5 protein-coding genes and 1 pseudogene are annotated in these 21,620 nt (G+C 63.2%); 4 read left to right on the forward strand and 2 right to left on the reverse strand.

The annotated features are described in order from the left end of the window. Together NDJ82_RS23335 and NDJ82_RS23340 are read left to right on the forward strand one after the other, a co-directional pair. Positions 1-6,200 (forward strand): non-ribosomal peptide synthetase (locus NDJ82_RS23335; protein WP_250926379.1); only part of this gene is annotated, 6,200 nt, incomplete at its 5' end. Positions 6,201-6,261: 61 nt separating this feature from the next. After that, on the forward strand, positions 6,262-7,215 hold the full coding sequence (locus NDJ82_RS23340; RefSeq protein WP_112194871.1) for an alpha/beta hydrolase: 954 nt from the start codon (positions 6,262-6,264) through the stop codon (positions 7,213-7,215). A gap of 62 nt (positions 7,216-7,277) precedes the next feature. Here NDJ82_RS23340 and NDJ82_RS23345 read toward each other — a convergent pair whose 3' ends face one another. Both NDJ82_RS23345 and NDJ82_RS23350 read right to left on the reverse strand, forming a co-directional pair. Beyond that, a complete protein-coding gene (locus NDJ82_RS23345; RefSeq protein ID WP_250926380.1) occupies positions 7,278-10,457 on the reverse strand; it encodes a non-ribosomal peptide synthetase in 3,180 nt (1,059 codons plus the stop codon). Further along, on the reverse strand, positions 10,454-20,656 hold the full coding sequence (locus NDJ82_RS23350) for a non-ribosomal peptide synthetase (RefSeq protein ID WP_250926381.1): 10,203 nt from the start codon (positions 20,654-20,656) through the stop codon (positions 10,454-10,456). Before NDJ82_RS23350 ends, NDJ82_RS23345 begins: the two co-directional genes overlap by 4 nt. 203 nt (positions 20,657-20,859) lie before the next feature. Between NDJ82_RS23350 and NDJ82_RS23355 the strand changes: the two are divergent. Then, positions 20,860-21,117, forward strand: a pseudogene (locus NDJ82_RS23355) (type II toxin-antitoxin system HicA family toxin). Beyond that, a complete protein-coding gene (locus tag NDJ82_RS23360) occupies positions 21,114-21,479 on the forward strand; it encodes a type II toxin-antitoxin system HicB family antitoxin (RefSeq protein ID WP_099584226.1) in 366 nt (121 codons plus the stop codon). The pseudogene NDJ82_RS23355 and the gene NDJ82_RS23360 overlap by 4 nt, the downstream one beginning before the upstream one ends. Positions 21,480-21,620 lie beyond the last annotated feature (141 nt).

Genomic DNA, 21,620 nt, shown 5'->3' on the forward strand with positions numbered 1-21,620 from the left:
CCGGCTTGTTCAACCTTTACGGCCCTACCGAAGCCGCCATCGACGTGACCCACTGGACCTGCCGCGAAGAAGGCAAGGCCAGCGTGCCGATTGGCCAGCCGATCGCCAACCTCACCACCTACATCCTTGATGCCGAGCTGCAACCGGTGCCGGCCGGTGTCATCGGCGAGCTGTACCTGGGCGGCGAAGGCCTGGCCCGGGGTTACCACCGCCGCCCTGCCCTTACCGCCGAGCGCTTCATGACCAGCCCGTTCGGTGACGGCCAACGCCTGTATCGCACCGGCGACCTGGCCAGCTACCGTCCCGACGGCGTCATCGAATACCGGGGCCGTATCGACCACCAGGTAAAAATCCGTGGCCTGCGCATTGAACTGGGGGAAATCGAAACCCGCCTGATGGAACTGGACTGCGTACGCGAAGCTGTGGTGATTGCGGCCGACGGCCAGTTAGTCGCCTACGCCGTGCCCAGCGAAGCCGGTGACGCAGATGAACTGCGCAGCGACATCAAGCAACGCCTGGGCGAACACCTGCCCGACTACATGGTGCCTGCCCAGTTGATCTTCCTTGATCAACTGCCCCTGAGCCCCAACGGCAAACTGGACCGCAAGGCTCTGCCGAAACCCGATGCGAACCTGCTGCAAAAAACCTACGTGGCGCCACACAGCCCGCTGGAACAGCAGATCGCCGCGATCTGGCAAGACGTGCTGAAACTGGAACGCGTCGGCCTGAACGACAACTTCTTCGAACTGGGCGGTGATTCCATCATTTCCATCCAGTTGGTCAGCCGCGCCCGCCAGCAGGGCATCGGCTTTACACCCAAGGAACTGTTCCAGCACCAGACCGTGCAAGACCTGGCCAGCGTGGCCCGTGTGGGCGCAAGTGCCCACGTGATCGACCAGGGCCCAGCCACGGGCCCGCTCACGTTGCTGCCGATTCACCAGGCATTTTTTGAAACGGCGATCCCAGAGCGCCATCACTGGAACCAGTCGGTACTGCTCCAACCTGCCCAGCCGCTGGTGGCCGAGGCACTGCAAGAGGCGTTGCTCGCAGTGATTGAGCACCACGACGCCCTGCGTTTGAGCTTTGAGCAACACGCTGGCGACTGGAGCGCCCAGTACCGGCCAATGGCCGACTGGCAGTTGCAACAGGTTGACGCCAGCGTCGAGCAACTGCCGGACCTGTGCGATCAAGCCCAGGCCAGCCTCGACCTGCAACACGGCCCGCTGATCCGCGCCGTATTGATCCACGTGGCCGACGGCAGCCAGCGCCTGCTATTGGTGGTTCACCACCTGGCAGTGGATGGCGTGTCCTGGCGGATTCTCTTTGAAGACCTGCAAAACGCCTATCAACAGGTCAGCAACCAGCAATCGGTGCAATTGCCGGCCCGCACCAGTTCGGTCAAGGCCTGGGCCGAGCGCCTGCAACACCGTGCGCAACACCCGACCGCCCAGGACGAACTGCACTACTGGCTGGCGCAACTCGATACCGACACGCCCGATCTGCCCTGCGAACGCCCCCATGGCAGCCTGGACAATCGCTACAGCCACACCCTGCATACCCACCTCGACGCCCGGCAGACCAGACAGTTGCTGCAACAGGCGCCCAAGGCCTATCGCACGCAGATCAACGACCTGTTGCTGACGGCCCTGGCGCGTGTCATCAGCCGCTGGACCGGCGCCGCGCATTGCCTGGTGGAGCTGGAAGGCCATGGCCGCGAAGACCTGTTCGATGACATCGACCTGACTCGCACGGTGGGTTGGTTCACCAGCCTGTTCCCGGTCAAGCTGGTACCGGCCGGCACCCTTGGCGACTCCATCAAGCAGATCAAGGAACAGTTGCGGGCAATCCCCGACAAGGGCTTGGGCTATGGCGCCCTGCGCTACCTCGGCACGCCGCAGGCACGGGCCAGCCTCGGCGCCTTGCCGGCGCCACGCATCACCTTCAACTACCTGGGCCAGTTCGATGGCAGCTTCGATGCCAAACAGGGCTCGTTGCTGGCCCCCACCGCCGAAGGCAGCGGCCGTGAGCAGGCGCCGGATGCGCCACTGGGCAACTGGCTGAGCCTCAATGGCCAGGTATACGGCGATGAACTGACCCTGGGCTGGCAATTCAGCCGTGAGATGTTCGACGAGGCGACCATTGCGCACCTGGCCGATGACCTCAAGCGCGAGTTGCTGGCCCTGATCGAGCACTGCTGCGACACCGCCAACATGGGGGTCACGCCGTCCGACTTTGCGCTGGCGCGTATCAGCCAGGCGCAACTGGACCGCCTGCCGGCGCCGTTGCCACAGCTCGAAGACCTCTACCCGTTGTCGGCGATGCAACAGGGCATGCTGTTCCACACCCTGGAAGCACCGGAAAGCGCACTGTACGTGAACCAGATGGCCGTCTCGGTCACCGGGCTGGACGTTGCGCGGTTCACCGCCGCCTGGAACGCCGTGATTGAGCGCCATGAAATCCTGCGTACCGGGTTCTGGGCCGACAACCAACTGACCGAACCGCTGCAAGTGGTCTACCGCGCGGCGAAGATGCCAGTCGACGTCGTCGACTGGCAGCAACGGGACGTCAGCGCCCAGGACCTGGAAGTACTCGCGAGCCAGGATTGCGCCCGTGGCTTCGAACTTCTGCGTGCACCGCTCACACGCCTGACCCTGGTACAGCTCGACGCGCAGACGCACTACCTGATCTGGACCAGCCACCACATCCTCATGGACGGCTGGTCCAACTCGCGGCTGTTGGGTGAAGTCTTCGCGATCTACAACGGCCAGGCCGCACCGCCCAAACGCGGGCATTACCGCGATTACATCCGCTGGCTGCAAGATCAATCCCAAGCGGTACTGGAGCAGTTCTGGAAAACCAAGCTCCAGGACTTGAACGGCACCTCGTCCCTCGCCAACAGCCTGTCGCCCAAGCCGGCCATGGAGTTGGAAGGCCACGCGGCGCTGTATCTGAATTGGGATACGCGGCAAACCGCACACTTGCGTGAGCAGGCCCAACGCCTGCGCGTCACGCCGAACACGCTGATCCAGGCCACTTGGTTACTGCTGTTGCAGCGCTATACCGGCCAGGACACCGTGTGCTTCGGCGCGACGGTCGCGGGTCGTCCGGCCAGCCTGCCAGGCTCAGAGGACATGCTCGGGCTGTTTATCAACACGTTGCCCATTATCCAGACCCCGCAACCGCATATGCCCGTCGCCCAATGGCTGCAAGCGTTGCAGGCCTATAACCTGGAAGTGCGCGACCACGAGCATGCGTCCCTGGCGGATGTACAACGCTGGTCGGGCCAAGGTGGCCAGCCGCTGTTTGACAGCATTCTGGTGTTTGAAAACTATCCGGTGGACGAGCGTCTGCAGGAAGCCGGGCAGGAACACCTGAGCTTCGGCGACGTCAGCAGCCGCGATGTGACCAACTTTGCCATGGACCTGGCGATCAACCTCGGCGACACCCTGAAGATCGAGTTCCTGTACCTGCGCAACCGCTTTACCGAGGCCGCCACCGCACAAATCCTGCGCAGCTTTGAAACCCTGCTGCTGGAACTGCTGAACAACGCCCAGGCCAACGTCGGCAGCCTCAACATGCTGGCAGGCCCCGAACAGCAATTGTTGCTGCAACGCAACCACCTGAACCCAGCTAAGGCGCCACGCGCGCACCTGGCACAGGTGATCCGGCAACACGCACTGGAGCGGCCAGACGCAGTGGCGGTCGTGTGCGACGGTATCGCGTTGAGCTACGGCGAACTGGATGCGCGGGCCAACCGCCTGGCCCACTGCCTCATGGCCCAGGGCATCGGCCCGGAGATGTTCGTCGGCGTCGCTCTGGAGCGCTCGGTGGACGTCATTGTCGCGTTCTATGGCGTCATGAAAACCGGCGCCGCCTACGTGCCGCTGGACATCGACTACCCACAGGACCGCGTGCAGTGGATCGTCGAAGACTCTGCCATAAGCGTACTGATCAGCCAGCACTCGCTGCGGTCGCGCTTCGACGGCCTGGGCGAGGCGACCCTTATCGAGCTGGATCGCCTGCCGCTGTCGGACTGGCCGGCGACGTGCCCGGCAACCCTGGTGCACGACCATAACCTGGCCTATCTGATTTACACCTCGGGCTCCACCGGCAAGCCCAAGGGGGTGGCCGTGGCCCACGGGCAAATCCGCATGCATTGCCAGGCCATCGCCGAGCGTTACGAGATGGACAGCAGCACCCGTGAATTGCTGTTCATGTCGTTCGCCTTCGACGGTGCCCAAGAGCGTTGGCTATCGACGCTGCAAAGCGGCGGATGCCTGGTCGTCAGGGGTAACCAGCTGTGGACACCGGAAGAAACCTGGCAGGCGCTGCACGCGCACAGCATCAGCATCGCGTGCTTCCCTCCGGCGTATCTGCAACAGCTGGCCGAGTACGGCGACAGCCAAACCGATGCACCACCGCCCGTGCGCATTTACTGCTTCGGCGGCGACGCGGTGGCAGAGGCCAACTTCGAGTTGGTCAAGCGCGTGCTCAAGCCGCAGTACCTGACCAACGGGTACGGCCCCACCGAAACCGTGGTGACCCCGCTGCTGTGGAAAGTGAGTGTCGATGAACGCTGCGACGCGGTGTACGCGCCGATCGGCACCCGCATCGGTGAACGTACCCTGTATGTGCTGGACGAACACCTCAACCCCCTGCCCGATGGTGTGGCGGGCGAGTTGTACATCGGCGGCGAAGGCGTTGCCCGTGGGTATCACCAGCGGCCCGGCCTGAGCGCCGAACGGTTTGTGGTTGACCCGTTCGCTGCCGACGGCACACGCCTGTATCGCACCGGGGATCTGGTACGCCAGCGCCCCGACGGCGTGATCGACTACCTTGGCCGCCTGGACAACCAGGTGAAAATCCGTGGTTTCCGGATCGAGCTGGGAGAAATTGAGTCACGCCTGCGCGAGATCCCGGATGTGCAAGACGCCGTGGTAGTCGCCCGTGATACCGCCGGCGGCAAGCAACTGATCGGTTACGTGGTAGCCGACGCTTCGGCCGGGCTGGGCGAACGCCTGCGAGCGGCTTTGCAGGTGGAACTGCCCGACTACATGGTGCCGGCGCAAATCCTCGCGCTCCCAGCTTTCCCACTCAACCCCAACGGCAAGCTGGACCGCCTGGCCCTGCCTGACCCGGATTTCAAGGGCCGCGCCTTCGTTGCACCGCGCAATTCGTTGGAGGCACAACTGGCGGCGATCTGGCAGGAGGTGCTGGAACTGGAGAGCGTGGGCGTCACCGACAACTTCTTCGAATTGGGCGGCGACTCGCTGCGCATTCTCAAGGTGCTGTCGAAGGTGCGCAGCCAACCGGATATCGGCATCGAGCTGAAACTGCGGGACATGATCGGCAAGCCCACCATCGCCGAGTTGTCCGGGTTTGCCGAAGACGATGCGAGCCTCAATCCGCTGCTGCTGCTCAACAGTGAAACAACGCTCAGCGCGCCGCTGTTCTGTCTGCATGCCGGTTTTGGCACTGTGTTCGACTACGAGCCCCTGGCCCGTCGCCTGGATGGACAGCGCAGCGTCTACGGCCTGCAATGTCGCATGCTGCTGGACCGTCAGTGGAACGATGATTCGCTGGCGTCCATGGCCATCGATTACAGCCAGTACATCCGCCAGCAACAAGCCAGCGGCCCTTACCACCTGATGGGCTGGTCGCTGGGTGGCACCCTTGCGGTGCTGGTGGCCCAGGAGCTGGAAAGCCAGGGCCAACGCGTGGAGTTTCTCGGCCTGGTGGACAGTTTTGTACCCACCGGCGAGGACGTCTTGAGTGACGACTGGAGCGACGACCTGCGCGGGTTCCTCGCGGTACTGTTCGGCCTCTCGGCCGAGGAGTTGCCAACCTTTGAGGTCGGGGCGACGACGGACAGCGTGGCGCTGGAGCAGCTGATCGCGCAGGTCCAGGCAGGTGCTGCCGCCCGTTCGGCGTACGCCGCAATCAGCACCGAGGAGCTGGCTCACACCTTCCAGGTAGCGATGAAACTTAAGGCGTTGTCCACGCGCCTGGACGGCTTGCCGCCCACCCGGGCGCAAGCCCATTGCTGGTGGGCCAAGGCGATTGCCGGCCAGCCTGCATCGAACATGGCCAGCGCCCGGAGCAACGAACAGATCGCCGCCGGCCACTACGACATTCTCAACCACCCGACCCTGCTTCAGGGTCTGTTGCAGCACTTGGCGCTGCAACCCGTAGCCAGTTGAAACCGTCGCCGCCCCTGATGGTCAGGGGCGGCGCTTCAGCCTATTTCACAAGGAACATGCAATGCCCCTGGACCCTGATCTCGAAGGTTTTCTGGAATTGGCACAGATGGGTCGCCTGACCGGTAAAAGCCAACCCATGCACGCACTGAGTGTTGAACAGGCACGGCGGGAGTTCGAACAGACTTCGGCCATTCTCGACCCCAGCCCGCCAGGGTCGGTGGTGGTCAGCCAACTGACGTTCACCGCCCGCGATGGCCATGCCTTGCCCGCCCGCCTATACCGGGCGCCGGGCACCGCGCAATTGCCGGTGATTGCGTATTTCCACGGCGGCGGTTATGTGGTGGGCAGCCTGGACTCCCACGACTCCATCTGCCGCAGGCTCGCGGCCAGCGGCGAGTACGCGGTGTTCGCGCCCGCTTACCGTCTGGCGCCACAGGCGAGCTTCCCGACCGCTGTCAATGACAGCCTTGACGCCGCCAATTGGCTGGCCGAACAGGCTGGCAACCTGCAACTCGACAACAACCGGATTACCCTGGCAGGTGACAGTGTGGGGGCAACGCTGGCGACCGTCCTGGCGATCACCGCAGTGAAAGCGCCGCTGCAACTGGCGTTCAAACCCTGGGCCCAGTTGCTGTTTTACCCTGTCACCGATACCTCGCGGCAGCGTGATTCCCATCGCCAGTATGCCGAGGATTACCTGCTGGAAACGGCCACGCTGCAATGGTTCTACCACCACTATTGCCCGGATGCCCAACAGCGCCTCGACTGGCGGGTCTCGCCACTGCTGGCGCAGGGGCTGACAGCATTGGCCCCGGCCTATATCAGCCTGGCCCAATACGATCCGCTGTATGACGAAGGACAGGCTTACGCCCAGATGCTGGCGGCGAGCGGCACAGCGGTGAGCCTGCACGTAGAGTCGGGGTTGACCCATGACTTTCTGCGCATGAACGGTATTACCGGTGCGGTTGCGGGTATTTATGAAGGGGTGTTGAGCTGGTTGGGGGAACAGCGCTAAGCGCCACTTGAGCATTCCCGCCATTAACCAACGGGGCTGATTGCCAGCCCCGTTTCATATGCCTATCCCTGCTCCTTGCTCGCTTGCAACTGCTTGGCCTTCTCCACAAGCGCCGCTTTCTCTTCAGGGGTCATTGCATCCAGGCGCAAACGCGCCTGGGCGATTTTCTCCAACTGCCCCGCGACACTCTCACGCTCGCGCAGCACCCGCGCCAGTGCCGCCACGCTGGGGTGATCAAACACCACACCCGGATGAATCTCGCATTGCAGCAGTTTGCGGATACCTGCCACGAGCTTGATCACCAACAAGGAATGCCCGCCTGCGGCGAAAAAGTCCTCCTCGATGCTCAGCCGTTCCAAACCGACCAATTGGGCCATGCGCGTGGACAACAGCGTTTCAAGCGCATCCCGTGGCGCGACGTACAGCGTCTGGGAAACCACGGGTTGAGCGTGCTGCAGCGCCTTGCGGTCAACCTTGCCGTTTGGCAGGCGCGGCATGCGTTCAAGGCTCACAATCTGGCGTGGCACCATGGCCGCCGGGAGGTGCTGAGCCAGTTGGTTTTTCAATTGAGGCCCTGCGTCCTCTGCCGTCGCCGCACGCATGACCACGAACGCTTGCGGCTCCTCCTGCACCAGCACCACCACGGCCTCACTGACCTCGGGCAACCGCAGCAACTGCGCCTCTATCTCTGCCAGCTCAATGCGGAAACCCCGCACCTTGACCTGATGATCACGGCGGCCATACAACTGCACGCCACCCTCCACACGGTAACGGGCCAGGTCTCCCGTGCGGTAAAGGCGCTCGCCGCCCACCAGTGGGCTATGGATAAACGCGTCTGCGTCAGCCTCGCCCTGCAAGTAGCCTCGGCACAGCTGTCGGCCACCGATGAACAACTCACCGAGTTCCCCCGTCGCCAGCAGTTGTGCGTCCGCACCGAGTACGAACACCTGGTTGCCGGCGAGCACCTGTGTCAGCGGCACGCCATGGGACACGTCCTCAGCGGGGAGTAACGGATGCACCATCACCCCCACCGTCGCTTCGGTGGGGCCGTAATGGTTGAATACACGGCAGTCGGGCCGCAGCTGGCGAATGCGCTGCACCAGGCTTGCGCCGATGGCTTCACCGCCCAGCACCAGCGTGCCAGGCAATACGGCGGCATCAGCCTCAAGCAAGGCGGCCAGGTGTGAAGGCACGATTTTCAGGCAATCGATGCGGTTTTCCCGCAGGAACCCGGCGAAGCGCTGGGGATCTTGCAGGGTGACGTCATCCGCGATGTGCAGGGTAGCGCCGTTGTACAGCGCGCCGAACAAGGTGGTGTTGCCCAGGTCCGCCGCTACCGTGGAACTGAAGGCAAAATCGCGGCAGGCGGACAGGCCCAATTGCTGACTGCTGCTCGCGACATAGCTGAGCAACGCGCCATGCTCGATCACCACGCCTTTGGGCTGGCCGGTGGAGCCGGAGGTGAAGAGCACATACGCGACGTCATGGGCCTGCACGGATACCGCCGGGGCCACCGGCACATCCAGGGTCGCGGCGCCCAGGTTGAGCAGCTTGAACGAGGTCAGCGGATCGTCCTGGCTCGGCGCGTGTGCCACCAGAATCAGGCTCGCGGCGGCGTGCCGTGCGATTTCAGCCTGGCGCGCCACTGGCCATTGCGGGTCCAGCGGCAGATAAGCTGCGCCCGCACGCCAGGTGGAGAGAATAGCGACGACCAGTTCCACCGAGCGCGGCAGCGCCAGGCCCACAATCGACCCAGCGCTCACACCCTGGCGCAGTAATTCGGCACTCAATTGCGCGGTGCGGGCGTCCAGTTCGGCGTAGCTGAGTGTCTGGCCCGCCGCGACCAACGCCACGGCATCCGGCGTCTGCCCAGCCCAAGCGGCAATACGTTGGGGCAACAGCTGCAGCGCCTGCATCCCCTGAACCGGCGGGTTCAGCGCCAGCAACCGGCTCTTTTCCTCGTTATCCAGCAGGTTCAGACGCGCAAGGGTTTCATCCGGTTTATCGGCAATGCTGTGGAGCAACTGGCGCAGCTGGCCCAACAGCGTCTCGACGGCGTGCGCCGAATAGCGTGCGGGAGTGAAGTCCAGTGATAAACCTTGAGGTTCGCCCGACACGGCGATTTCCAGCTGCAGTGCCAACTCGAACTCAGGCAGACGGGCCGGCAGGTCGCTGCCCGCCCAGACCGTCCCGGCGACTTCAAGCGGTGCCGACACCAACCGATTGCCAAAACCGACCGCAGGCGCGGCCTGTTGGGGGAATGACAACGGTGCCCAGTATTCCTGCCAGGTGCGGTGCTGATCCAACTGTGCGGCAAGGGTGGTCACCAGCTCACGGAAAGTGCTGGCCGGATCAATACGAATCGCCAACGGCAGGGTTTTCTCGAACAGGCCCAGGCTGTGGCTGAAAAACTCATAGTCCTGGCGCGCATCATGCCGCCAGCCCGCCAGGAAAGAGTCGCGACCACTGATGCGTGCCAGCAGCACCCACCAGGCGGCGTGTATCAGCACGTCCAGCGGCAGCCCCGCCGTGCGCAGGCGGGCCAACAGCGATTGATCCAGTGGCACGCTCAAGCGTTCTGCCGGCAGGACTTCTGCGCCGGTCAGGCGATAGGGCAAGTCTGGCCCGTTGACCAGACTCTCGTGCCCATGCAGGTACTGCTGCCAGTAAGCCTTGGCAGTGTCTGCGTCTTCGTCGAAGATCACCTCGCTGCGCCATTCCAGGTACTGGGAGAACTGCCCCGGTTCGTCCTCTTCAAACCCTTGCTGCCCATAAGCGGCCACCAACTCCTGCTGGATCAGGGCCAGGGTCCCGGCATCCGCGGCATAACGCGCCACGCCTATCAGCAGTTGCCAGTGGTCCGTTTCCAGGCGCTGTAACAACGCGCCGATCAGCGGCTGTTGCTGCCGCCACCACTGCTGTTGGCGTGCAACCACCTGTTGGGGCGACGCCACGTCGAGCCACTGGGTCAAGCTCACCGCTTCAGCCGGCGCGACCCGCTGGCGCAATCCGTGATAACCACTGACGGGCGCAAACTGCGTACTCAATGCTTCGTGGCGCACCGCCAGGCTGTCGAGCGCGTGTTGCAGGCGCACCGGGTCCAGTTCGCCGCGAATATCCAGTTTCACGCAGTGGCTCAGATCGCCCCAGCTCGCCCCCTGTTGCCGGGCGTCCAGATGCTGTTGCTGTTCGACCAGCAACGCCAGTCCCGCGTCCACGGTGCCCTGTTGTGCAGTACTCATGCTCCGGCCTCTTCCTTTTCGGTCTCGCTGTGCGCCACATTCAGCGCGCTGCGTTCAATCATTTCGCCCATTGCCACGACAATCTTGCGCGGGCCTTCGAAAGGATCCCGAGCGTGAGCAGCCAGCATGTTGTCCAGCAGGATGACATCGCCCTTGTGCCAGTCGAACCGCACTGCGCAGGCTTCGTACAGCTCGCCCACCAGGGCCATGACCTCGTCTTCAATCGGCGAGCCATCGCCGTAGTACACGTGCCGGGGCATACGCTGCTCGCCGAACAGCGCCAGCAAGTCTTCGCGCACGTCCGGGTCCAGGCAGAAGATGTGATGCAACTGAACCTGGTTGAAGAAGGTTTTTTCCCCCGTCACCGGGTGCCGGATGATCGCCGGGCACGGGGTGCGGATTTGCAGTTCATCGTTGTCCAGCCAGGTCCAGGCGATGCCCGCCGCCCGGCAACGCGCTTCGACGTCGGCACGCACGTCGGTCTTGAAGAAGTGCTGCCAGGAGACGTCCAGCTTGTCGGCAAAGGTGCGCACGTACAGCAACCCCTTGTCCTCGAAACGCTCGCGGATCGTCGCCGGCAACTTGAGGTACATCTGCCGGCAGTCCACCACCGGCGTGGCACCGCCGATTGGCGATGGCTGCTCGCAGAAGAACAGCTGCTTGCGCGGCCAGCGGTCCTGATGGGAGCTTTCGTTATGGAACAGGATCATTTTCTTTTCGGGGTACGGCGTGGACCGGTAGGTGTTCTTACCGCCCTCTTTTTTCGGCAAGTCGCCGTATTGGCCATAGAGGCCCGGCTGTACGGCTTCAGCAAACGCTTCGAAGTCATGAATATCGCGCAGGGCAAATCCACGGAACAGAACCCCCGCATGGCGGGCCAGTTTTTCTTCCACCAGGGCGCGGTTGTCCTTGATCCAGGCCACCAGGTCCAGGCCCGGATCGGTGGGTTCCATCAGCAATGGAAAATCCTGTCCGGGGACCAACAGCGATTCACGCATCAGCGCGCCGGCAGGCTTGTCGGTGCGGCTTTGGGATTTTTTCAGGAACTTGCCCAGCTTGTCGGCCTTGATGGCTGGCGGTACGGGCGTCGTGGCGTGTTCAACGGTGTTGCTAGGCATGGTGATATCCCCTAATTGAATGTTCGGATCACACACAATCTGTTCAAGAATTCCCGTCCAGGCGTTGACGAAGGACTCGATGCGTTGTTGTTCAAACAGGTCGCTGGCGTACTGCCAGGTACCGTGCACGCCGCCTGCGTCCTCATCGATGAACAGGGCCATATCGAACTTGGAGTAACCGCCACGAGTCGGCAGCACTTCAACCTCGATCCCGTCCATCCGGCCACCCTGCACCGGCAGGTTGTTCATGACGAACAGCACCTGTACCAGCGGGTTGAACCCCCGTTGGCGCGGGCGTGGCGAGGCCTCCCCAATCATGTCGAAGGGCAGGTCCTGGTGATCGAAAGCGTCCAGCGCGGTGCCTTGGGTGTTAGCCAGGAAAGCGCTGAACGGTTGCAGCGGCGCAAAGGTCGAGCGCAGCGGCAGAATGTTCACGAAGAAACCGATCAGCCCTTCCAGCTCAGGCTGCTGGCGCCCGGCAACGTCGGCGCCGACCAGCACGTCATCGCTGCCGCTGAGGCGATGCAGCAGGATCTGGAACGCGGCCAGCATCGTGCTGTACAGCGTGACACCGGCACGCGCCGACAGCGCCTTGAGCCCTTCGTGCAACGCCACGGGCAGCGTGAAGCCCAGGTCGCGACCTTCATGGGTCGGCGCCTGGGGGCGCGGCTGGTCGGTGGGCAATTGCAATACGCCGCTGTGCCCGGCCAGTGCCTGCTCCCAGTAACGCGCCTGCGCGGCCAGCACGCCGGTGTGTTGCAGTTGGTGTTGCCAGAGGGCGTAATCGGAGTACTGGATCGGCAGCGCAGGCAGCGGCTCAACCACCCCCGCCTTCGCCCGGCCGTAGAAGCCCACCAGTTCATTGACCAGCACCGCCATCGACCAGCCATCGGAGATGATGTGGTGCATCGAATACAGCAGCACATGTTCGGTGGGGCCCAGCTTGAGCACCTGTCCACGCAACAAGGGCGCCTGCAACAGGCTGATGGATTGGCGGGTATTGGCCTCAACGGCGGCGGCGACCCGGCGCTGCTGCTCGGCCGGATCCAGGGACGACAAGTCCAATACCGGCAAGTCGACCTCTACGTGCGCGGCGATGACCGCCAGCGGATCACCCTCCTCGTCGGTGATGTAGGCCGTGCGCAGGGTTTCGTGGCGGGCAATCACCTGTGCCAGGCTGCTGATCAGCAGCGGCACCGACAACTCGCCGCGCAAGCGCACGGCCAGCGGCATGCCATAGGCGCCACTGGCCTGCGACAGCTGTTCCACTACCCATAGCCGGCGCTGCACCAGAGAAAGCATCGCGCTGGTTTTTTCGCCGTGGGCCACTAACGGGCTGCGCGCCGGTGCCGCGTCCTGCCCGGTGCGCGTGGCCACTGCCGCGATAAAGTCTGCCAATCGCGGCGCACCAAACAGGTCGCGCAGGGTCAGGTCGCAGGCCAGCAGCGTCTTCAGGCGTGCAACCACTTGGGTGGCTAGCAGCGAATGCCCACCCAACTCAAAGAAGTGATCGTCCAGCCCAACCTGTTCCAGCCCCAGCACGTTTTGCCAAACCTGCGCGACCTGGGTTTCCAGGGCCGTTCGGGGTGCCACATAGTGTTTTTGCCGTTGGCTGACATCCGGTTTTGGCAAGGCTTTTCGGTCGAGCTTGCCGTTGGGGCTCAGAGGCAACAGGTCGATCAGCATCAGGAAACTCGGCACCATGTAGTCCGGCAAGGACTGACGCAAAGCCGCCGTCAAGGCTGGCGCCTCCAAGGCATTCGACTGGGGCACGACATAGGCGACCAACTGCGCACCGGTTGGCCCGTCCAACGCAATCACAGCCGCCTCGCGCACCTGGGGCATGGCTTGCAGACAGGCTTCGATTTCCCCCATCTCGATCCGGAACCCACGGATTTTCACTTGATGGTCAATGCGGCCCACGTACTCCAGGGTCGCGTTGTCGTTGTAGCGAGCCAGGTCGCCGCTGCGGTAGAGCCGCGATCCCGGCACGCCGGAGAACGGGTCCGGCAGGAAGCGTTCGGCGGTCAGCGCCGGACGATCGAAGTAGCCCTGGGCCAAGCCCGCCGCAGCACCGATGCACAGCTCGCCGACGCCGCAGGTGGGCAGCAATTCAAATCCGCTGTCCAGTACGAACAGCGAGCGCCCGTCGATAGCCCGCCCGATCGGCATGCCGAAGGCGTCATTGGCATCTGCAAGCTGGCATTCATGCACGCTGGAGACCACGGTGGCCTCGGTCGGGCCATAAGTGTTCACCAAACGAACATTGCCCAACCCGGCCTCGTGCCAGGCACGTACGCCCTCCACGGCCATGGCTTCGCCGCCGACATGCACCTGGCGCAGGTTGCCCAGGGTACGGCCATCGACAGCGCATTCCTTGGCCAGCAAGTACCAATAGGCCGCGGGCAGGTCGGCCAGGGTCACGCCCTGCTCGACGATTTCCCGCGCCAGCAACCCGGCGTCCCACAGCTCATCGCCGCGCATGATCAGCGCCGCGCCGACACACAGCGGCGGATAGCATTGCTCGACAAACCCGTCGAAGCTGAACGTCGCAAATTGCAGCACGCGGTCGGCCGGCGTCAGCGCACTGTAATCCGCCGCTGTGTCGCAGAACTGATCGAGTGCAGCATGATCGATGGCCACACCCTTGGGTTGGCCGGTGGAGCCGGAGGTGTAGATCACATAGGCGAGGTCGGCGGCGGTGGCGTGGTTGGCTGGGTTGGTCGACGGGTAACCCGCCAGCTCTTGACCCTGGGCGCTGAAATCCACACGTTTGAGCCCATGGGGCAATGGCAGCTCTGCCAGCAACCCGGTCTCGCTGAGCAATAGGTTCAGACGACTGTCTGCCAACATGTAGCTGAGGCGCTCGGCGGGGTAATTGGGGTCCAGCGGCACGTAGGCCGCGCCGCTTTTTAGCACCGCCAGCAGGCTGACGATCAACTGCGGGCCACGGCGGGAAACCAGGCCTACGCGCTGGCCCGGGCCCATGCCCTGCTCCAGCAGGCGGTGAGCCAGGCGGTTGGCCCGCTGATTGAGCTGGGCATAGCTCAAGCGTTCACTGCCTGCCTGCACCGCCAGCGCATCCGGGGTGGCCTGGGCCTGGGCGGCGATGCGTTCATGCACGCGCACCTGGCGCCGGGGCGTGCCAGGGGATTGGCTGATGGCGAGCAGCGAAGCCTGCGTGCTGCTGTCCAGCAATTGCAGGTTGCCCAGTGGCACCTCGGTATCCGCCACCAGTTGCACCAGCAGATGCTGCAGATTGGCGCTCAATTGCGCGACCTGTTGCTCGGTGAACCGCGCCCGGTCGTAGCTGAACTCCAGGCGCAAGCCGGTCCCCAGCTCGATGCCCAGGGTCAACGGGTAGTGGGTGCGCTCATGGTTATGCATCTTGCCGAAGGTCAGGCCTGCCGGCGCGCCTTGCTTGAGCGCTTGCGCCACCGGGAAGTTTTCAAACACCAGCAAGGTGTCGAACAGTGCGCCACCGGGTTGCCCGGCCCAGCCCTGGATGTCGTAAAGCGGTACGTGTTCATGGTCGCGCAGGCTGAGATTCAGCGCTTGCAGCTCAGCGAGCCAAGTGGCGGCGGACTGGGCCGGCGAGGCCGCGCTGATGATCGGCAGTGTGTTGATAAACAGGCCCAGTTGCTGCTCGATACCCGGCAACGGCGCCGAACGTCCGGCAACAGTGGCACCGAAGGCCACGCAATCCTGACCGGTGTAGCGTTGCAGCAAGAGGCTCCAGGCGCCTTGCAGGAGGGTGTTGAGGGTGACTTTGTGCTGGCGTGCGCAATCGCCGAGTGCACGGGTGAACTGGCTATCCAGGGTGGTGTGATGGTCAGCCATGCCCGCCCCTTCGACCGGCACGCGCAGTGCTTCAGCCAGCAGGGTTGGGGCTTGCAACGGCGCCAGGGCTTCCCTCCAGAACATTTCACCCGAGGCTTGCTGCTGCAGCCAACCCAGGTAATCGCGGAACTGTCCCAACGGCACGGGCAAAACGTGGCCTGCGTAGTCGGCAATGACTTCGCCAAGCAACTGGGCATTGCTCCAGCCATCCATCAGGATGTGATGGCTGGTGAAAATCATGTGCCAGCCCGTACCGGCACCGCGCACCAACATCAGGCGAAACAGGGGCGCCGTGTTCAACTCAAAACCGCGCTGACGCTCGGCATCGGCCAAGGCGTCGAGGTCAGGATGCGCGGCTTCGATCACTTGCAACTGCAAATCGACCTGGCGCTGGATCACTTGATGGGCGCTGTCCAGGCCGAGCCAGTGAAAGCTGCTGCGCAAAATGTCATGCCGGTCCAACGCTGCCTGCCAGGCACGACCGAAGCTCAGCAGATCAAGGCCTTCAATATCCAGGCGCAACTGGTTGATATAGGCCTGGACCTCAGGCTCGTACAGGGTGTGGAACAGCATGCCTTGCTGCATGGGCGACAGCGGGTAGATATCGGCGATGGCCGGGCCGGCCACGGGCAAATCATCCAATTGCTGCTGGGTCAGGGTTGCCAGCGCAAAGTCCGATGGCGTCACCTGCCCGGCGGGCGTTTCGCAGCAGTGCTGGATCAAGGCGGTGAGTTCGGCGGCGTAATCATCCGCCAGGCGCTGGATGCTCGACGCCTGGAACATCTCGCGGCTGAACCCCCATTGCAGCGCCAGTTCGCCGCCATAGACCTGCCCTTCCACCGTCAACCAGTTGGCCAACGGCGCTTCGGGGTCCTGGGCCTGGCCGCTGCCCTGAGTGGCGGGCACGAACAACGCGGACTCATTGAACTGGCGATCGAACTGACCGAGGTAGTTGAACGTGATACGCGGCGCGGCCAGGCCCGAAAGGGCTTCACGCACGTGAGGCGCAGCCAGATAGCGCAGCAGGCCGTAGCCCAGCCCCTTGTCGGGCACGGCACGCAGTTGCTCCTTGACCGACTTGATCGCGCTCGACAGCTCGCCGTCCGCCTGCAGACGTACAGGGAAGAGGCTGGTAAACCAACCCACCGTGCGGGTCAGGTCGACGGCGTCGAACAGATCTTCACGCCCATGGCCTTCCAGCTGGATCAGCGCCCCAGCCTGCCCGCTCCAACGGCTGACTACCCGCGCCAACGCCGTCAGCAACAGGTCGTTGACCTGAGTGCGATAAGCCGCCGGCGCATCTTGCAGCAAATGACGGGTTTGCTCGGCGCTGAGGCGGGTTTCAATCTTGCAGCCCAAGCGGTTTTGCAGCCCGCCACGGGGGTTGTCGCACGGCAACTCGGCGTCGATGGACTGCGCCTGCCAGTAAGGCAGTTGTTCGCCGAGGGTTTGCGCGCGGGTGTGCAGTTGGTGCGCCCAGGTTTGATAGGCGCTGGTCTTGGCCGGCAACGTTGCCTGGCGGTAAGCCTGTTGCAGGTCTTCCAGCAGGATGCGCCATGAAACCCCATCCACCACCAGGTGATGCACCACCAGCAGCAAGCGCTGGGTGCCATCGGCCATGGCGACGAGGGCGGCGCGCAGCAGCGGGCCTTGCGTCAGGTCGAGGCTGCGCTGGGCTTCGTCGCATAGCGCTGCCAGTTGCGTATCGTCGGCGGCATGAGAGTGCCACAGCGCAGGCTCGGCGACGGGCGCAGCGTGGGTTTGCTGCCAGCCATCGGGACCTTGCACAAAGCGCAGGCGCAGGGCGTCATGGTGGTTAATCAGCTGCGTCAGCGCCGCTTCAAGGCGCACCGAGTCCAGGGCCTCGCGTGGGGTCAGCAACAAGGATTGGTTCCAATGGTGACGCGCCGGGATCGCCTCGGCGAAAAAGCCGTGCTGTACCGGCGTCAGGATGACCTCGCCGCTGACCGGCCCTTGGTCGATAACGCTGGCCTGTTCAAAGGTGGCGACCAGCGCCAGGCTGCGCACGCTCTGGTACTGGAACAGGTCGCGCGGGCTGAGGCGAATCCCCGCCTGGCGCGCACGGCTGACCACCTGGATAGAGATGATCGAATCGCCGCCCAGCTCGAAAAAGTTGTCGTCCAGACCGACCTGCTCCACGCCAAGCACATCGACCCAGATTGCTGACAGGGCTTTTTGCAAGGCGTTTTCCGGGGCGCTGTACGCCTGCTGCGGCGCAACGTCCGGCAGCGGCAGCGCTTTACGGTCGAGCTTGCCATTGGCGGTCACCGGCAGCTTGGCCAGGTGCATCATGTGGGTAGGCACCATGTATTCCGGCAGGCTGCTGAGCAGCCAGGCCTTGAGGTCGGTCGGCGCTTCGCCTTCCAGCACCAGGTAGGCCACCAACTGCTTGCCGCCCTGCACCAGCACTACTGCCTCACGCACGCCAGGGTGTTGCATCAGGCGCGTCTCGATTTCTCCCAACTCGATGCGCAGGCCGCGCAGCTTGACCTGATGGTCGAGGCGACCGAGGTAGTCAATCACACCGTCGTCACGCTGGCGCACGCGGTCGCCGGTACGGTACAGACGCGTACCATCACCGAAAGGGCTGGGCACAAAACGCTCGGCGGTCAGCGCCGGACGGCGGTGGTAACTGCGGGCCAGTCCGGTGCCGCCCAGGTACAGCTCGCCGGACACGCCGGCGGGCACCGGGTTGAGCTGCGCATCGAGCACATAGGTGCCGAGGTTGGCGATTGGGCGGCCAATAGGTACGGCGTCACGGCCTTCGTCGACGCAGGTCCAGTGGGTCACGTCGATGGCCGCTTCGGTCGGGCCATAGAGGTTGAACAACCCTGCCAGGGGCAGTTTGGCGAAGACTTGCAGTTGCGCATCCAGTGGCAAGGCTTCGCCGCTGCACACGATGCGCTTGAGGCTGTTGCAGCCCTGTACGCCCGGTTCATGGATAAACGCCTGGAGCATGGAGGGGACGAAGTGCAAGGTGGTGATGCCGTGCTGACCGATGGTCTCGATCAGACGCGCCGGCTCGCGATGTTCGCCAGGGGCCGCGACCACCAGGCGCGCACCGGTCATCAGCGGCCAGAAGAACTCCCAGACCGAGACGTCAAAGCTGAACGGGGTTTTCTGCAGCACCGCATCGCTGGCGTCGAGGCCATAGGCTTGCTGCATCCAGCACAGACGGTTGACCAGCGCACGGTGGCTGTTACCGGCGCCCTTGGGCTTGCCGGTGGAACCGGAGGTGTAGATCACATAGGCCAGGTTCAGCCCTTGGATGGCGACTGCGGGCGAGGCGCTGCTGTAGCTGTCAAGCCAACCGGGTGCGTGGTCCAGGGCGATCACCTGAATGCCGTCAGTGGGCAGCGACGGCAACAGGCTGTGCTGGCTGAGCAGCAGTTGGATGCCGCTGTCTTCGATCATGTAGGCCAGGCGTTCCTGGGGGTATTCGGGGTCAAGCGGCACATAGGCGCCGCCGGCCTTGAGAATGGCCAGCAGACCAATGACCATTTCCACGGAACGCTCGACGCAGATTCCCACCAACACATCGGGGCCAACCCCCTGTTCGCGCAAGGCATGGGCCAATTGGTTGGCGCGGGCGTCAAGCTCGCCGTAGGTCAAGGAGACAGCGCCGAAGGCCAGCGCCGGAGCATCGGGCGTGGCCTGGACCTGATCTTCGATCAGTTGATGAATACCGCGCTCGGTCGGGTACGCCTGCGCGGTCTGGTTCCAGGCCTGCACCATGACCTGCTGCTCTTCGGCAGCCAGCATCGGCAACTCGCCGATGCGCTGCTCGCCATCGGCAACCATGGCCTGCAACAGGCTGATCCAGTGCCGGGACATACGCGCGATGGACGGCGCGTCGAACAGGTCGTTGGCGTAGGTCAATGCGGCGTGCAGCGTGCCGGATTTCTCATAAGTATCGAGAGTCAGGTCGAACTGGGTGGTGCGACCTTGCCACTCCACCAACGCGAGTTCCAGGCCGGAGGCGGTACTGACGGAGGCGATATCGGCCACCACCGGCTGGTGGTTGTACATCACTTGGAACAGCGGGGTATGGCTGAGGCTGCGCTCGACTTTGAGGGCTTCCACCAGGCGCTCGAACGGCAGCTCCTGATGAGCCTGGGCGCTGAGGGCGTGCTCCTTGATGCCTTGCAGCAACTCGGCAACGCGGGTTTGCCCGGTCAGATCGGTACGCAGGACCTGGGTATTGACGAAAAAACCGATCAGCCCTTCGACTTCACTGCGGTTACGGTTGGCAATCGGCACGCCGACGCGAATATCGCCCTGGCCGGTGTAACGATGCAGCAGCACATTGAAGGCACCGAGCAACAGCATGAACAGCGTGACGTTGTGCTTTTGCGCGCAGGCACGCAATTGGGCGGCCAGTGCCGGCTCAATCGAGAAGTTATGGCGGGTGCCCTGGTAGCTGGGCATGGCCGGGCGCGGGTGGTCCGTCGGCAGTTCCAGCACCGGGTGCTCATCGCCCAGGCGCGCCTGCCAGTACGCCAATTGACGGGCCTGCTCCCCCGCTTCCAGCCAGCGGCGTTGCCACAGGGCGTAATCGCTGTATTGAATCGGCAGTGCCGGCAATTGTGGAGTTTCGTTGCGCTCATGGGCGTCGTAGCAGCGGATGAACTCTTCGATCAGCACGTTCATCGACCAACCGTCGGAGACGATGTGGTGCAGGGTCAGCAGCAGCACGTGCTCCTGCGCGTCCAACTTGAGCAATTGCACACGCAGCAGCGGGCCATGCTCCAGATCGAAAGGCAGCAGCGATTGACGGGTCGCTGCGTCATTGACTGCCTGCTCACGTGCGTGCGGTGCCAAGTCACTGAAATCCACGACGTCAACCGCCAGCATCGGCTCCGCTGCCACTTGCAACAGACGCTCATCCGCTTGGCGCTGGAACACTGTACGCAGGGTTTCATGCCGCGCCACCAGGCTGGCGAACGCCTGCTCCAGCGCTTTCAGGTTCAGTGCGCCCTTGAGGCGCACCGCACCGGGCAGGTTGTAGGCACCGCTGGCAGGGTCCAACTGCCAGAGAAACCACATGCGCTGCTGCGCATAGGACAACGCCTGGCGATCCTCGGCATCCACTCCTGCCGGTATCGGAAACCGGGAGAAATCCACCCCTTCTTTCTGCAGTGCCTGCAGGAACAGCTGGCGTTTTTCCAGGGGCAACCCGATAAACCGGCGAGCAAGTTTCAAGGAGTCTTCAGCATTCATTTGTTGGAGTCCGGAGCAATAGGCAGGAAGCACAAAGGCACGTCGTCCCTATAAAACGAACCGCGGAGGGAAAAATTAGCTGCGGGTGGAGGGGCTGGAGCGCGGTGTCATCAAGGGTTACATCAATCCCGGGAAAGCCATGCAAAGGCGAGCTAGCATTGACACACACCAATTTTTGCAACTAAATTTAGTTACGCGCAGGGATCGCCGCGTCAAAAAATGAAAAGCTGCTCGCCAAATTGCTCAACGAGCCAACGATATTCACCTGGCCCGAACTCGTCACACTGTTACACCGGCTGGGCTAAAGACAGATTGAAGGAGCCGGAAGCCGCGTCAAATTCGACATCGGCGATCCCAGTGCAATGATCACCTTGCACAGGCCCCACCCCGGCAACGAACTGAAACACTACATTCGGCGCCAGATCATCGAACAATTGCGATCAGGAGAACTGATTCCGTGAACAACCAACTCAATTACAAAGGCTACATCGGCTCCATCGAAGCCAGCCTCGAAGACAACTGCCTGTTCGGCAAGATCCTGTTCATCAAGGCGCTGGTCAGCTATGAAGGTAAAACCGTCGCAGAATTGGATGCGGCATTTCATGAGGCAGTGGACGACTACCTGGCTACATGCCAGTCCCTCGGGCAAACACCCGAAAAACCGTGCAAGGGCTCGTTCAATGTACGGGTCGGCCATGACCTGCACCTGGCGGCCGCCCTGGCAGCGATGCGCAAAAAAGTGACGCTCAATGATTTGACGCGCCAGGCGCTGAATGAATTCCTGCAACATCATTGCGCAGAAACATTCCCCGCGATTGGCTGAATGAGCGGGTTGATTCCAGATAGCGCCGAATGGACGAGTTGTGTTTGGCGCCAGACCTTCTAGATTTACAGATCAGTCATCTCTTATCTTTTCTGCTTCTTGGTCCGCAGTAACGTCCAATGGCACCGACACTTCGGAGTC

The sequence above is a fragment of the Pseudomonas sp. SR18 genome, from assembly GCF_023701505.1.
Classification (GTDB): Bacteria; Pseudomonadota; Gammaproteobacteria; order Pseudomonadales; family Pseudomonadaceae; genus Aquipseudomonas; species Aquipseudomonas cyclaminis.

What these genes read in the sequence shown, in the direction of transcription:
- NDJ82_RS23340 (WP_112194871.1), top strand. Translation starts at nt 6,262, where the DNA reads ATGCCCCTGGACCCTGATCTCGAAGGTTTTCTGGAATTGGCACAGATG.
- NDJ82_RS23345 (WP_250926380.1), bottom strand. Translation starts at nt 10,457, where the DNA reads ATGAGTACTGCACAACAGGGCACCGTGGACGCGGGACTGGCGTTGCTG.
- NDJ82_RS23350 (WP_250926381.1), bottom strand. Translation starts at nt 20,656, where the DNA reads ATGAATGCTGAAGACTCCTTGAAACTTGCTCGCCGGTTTATCGGGTTG.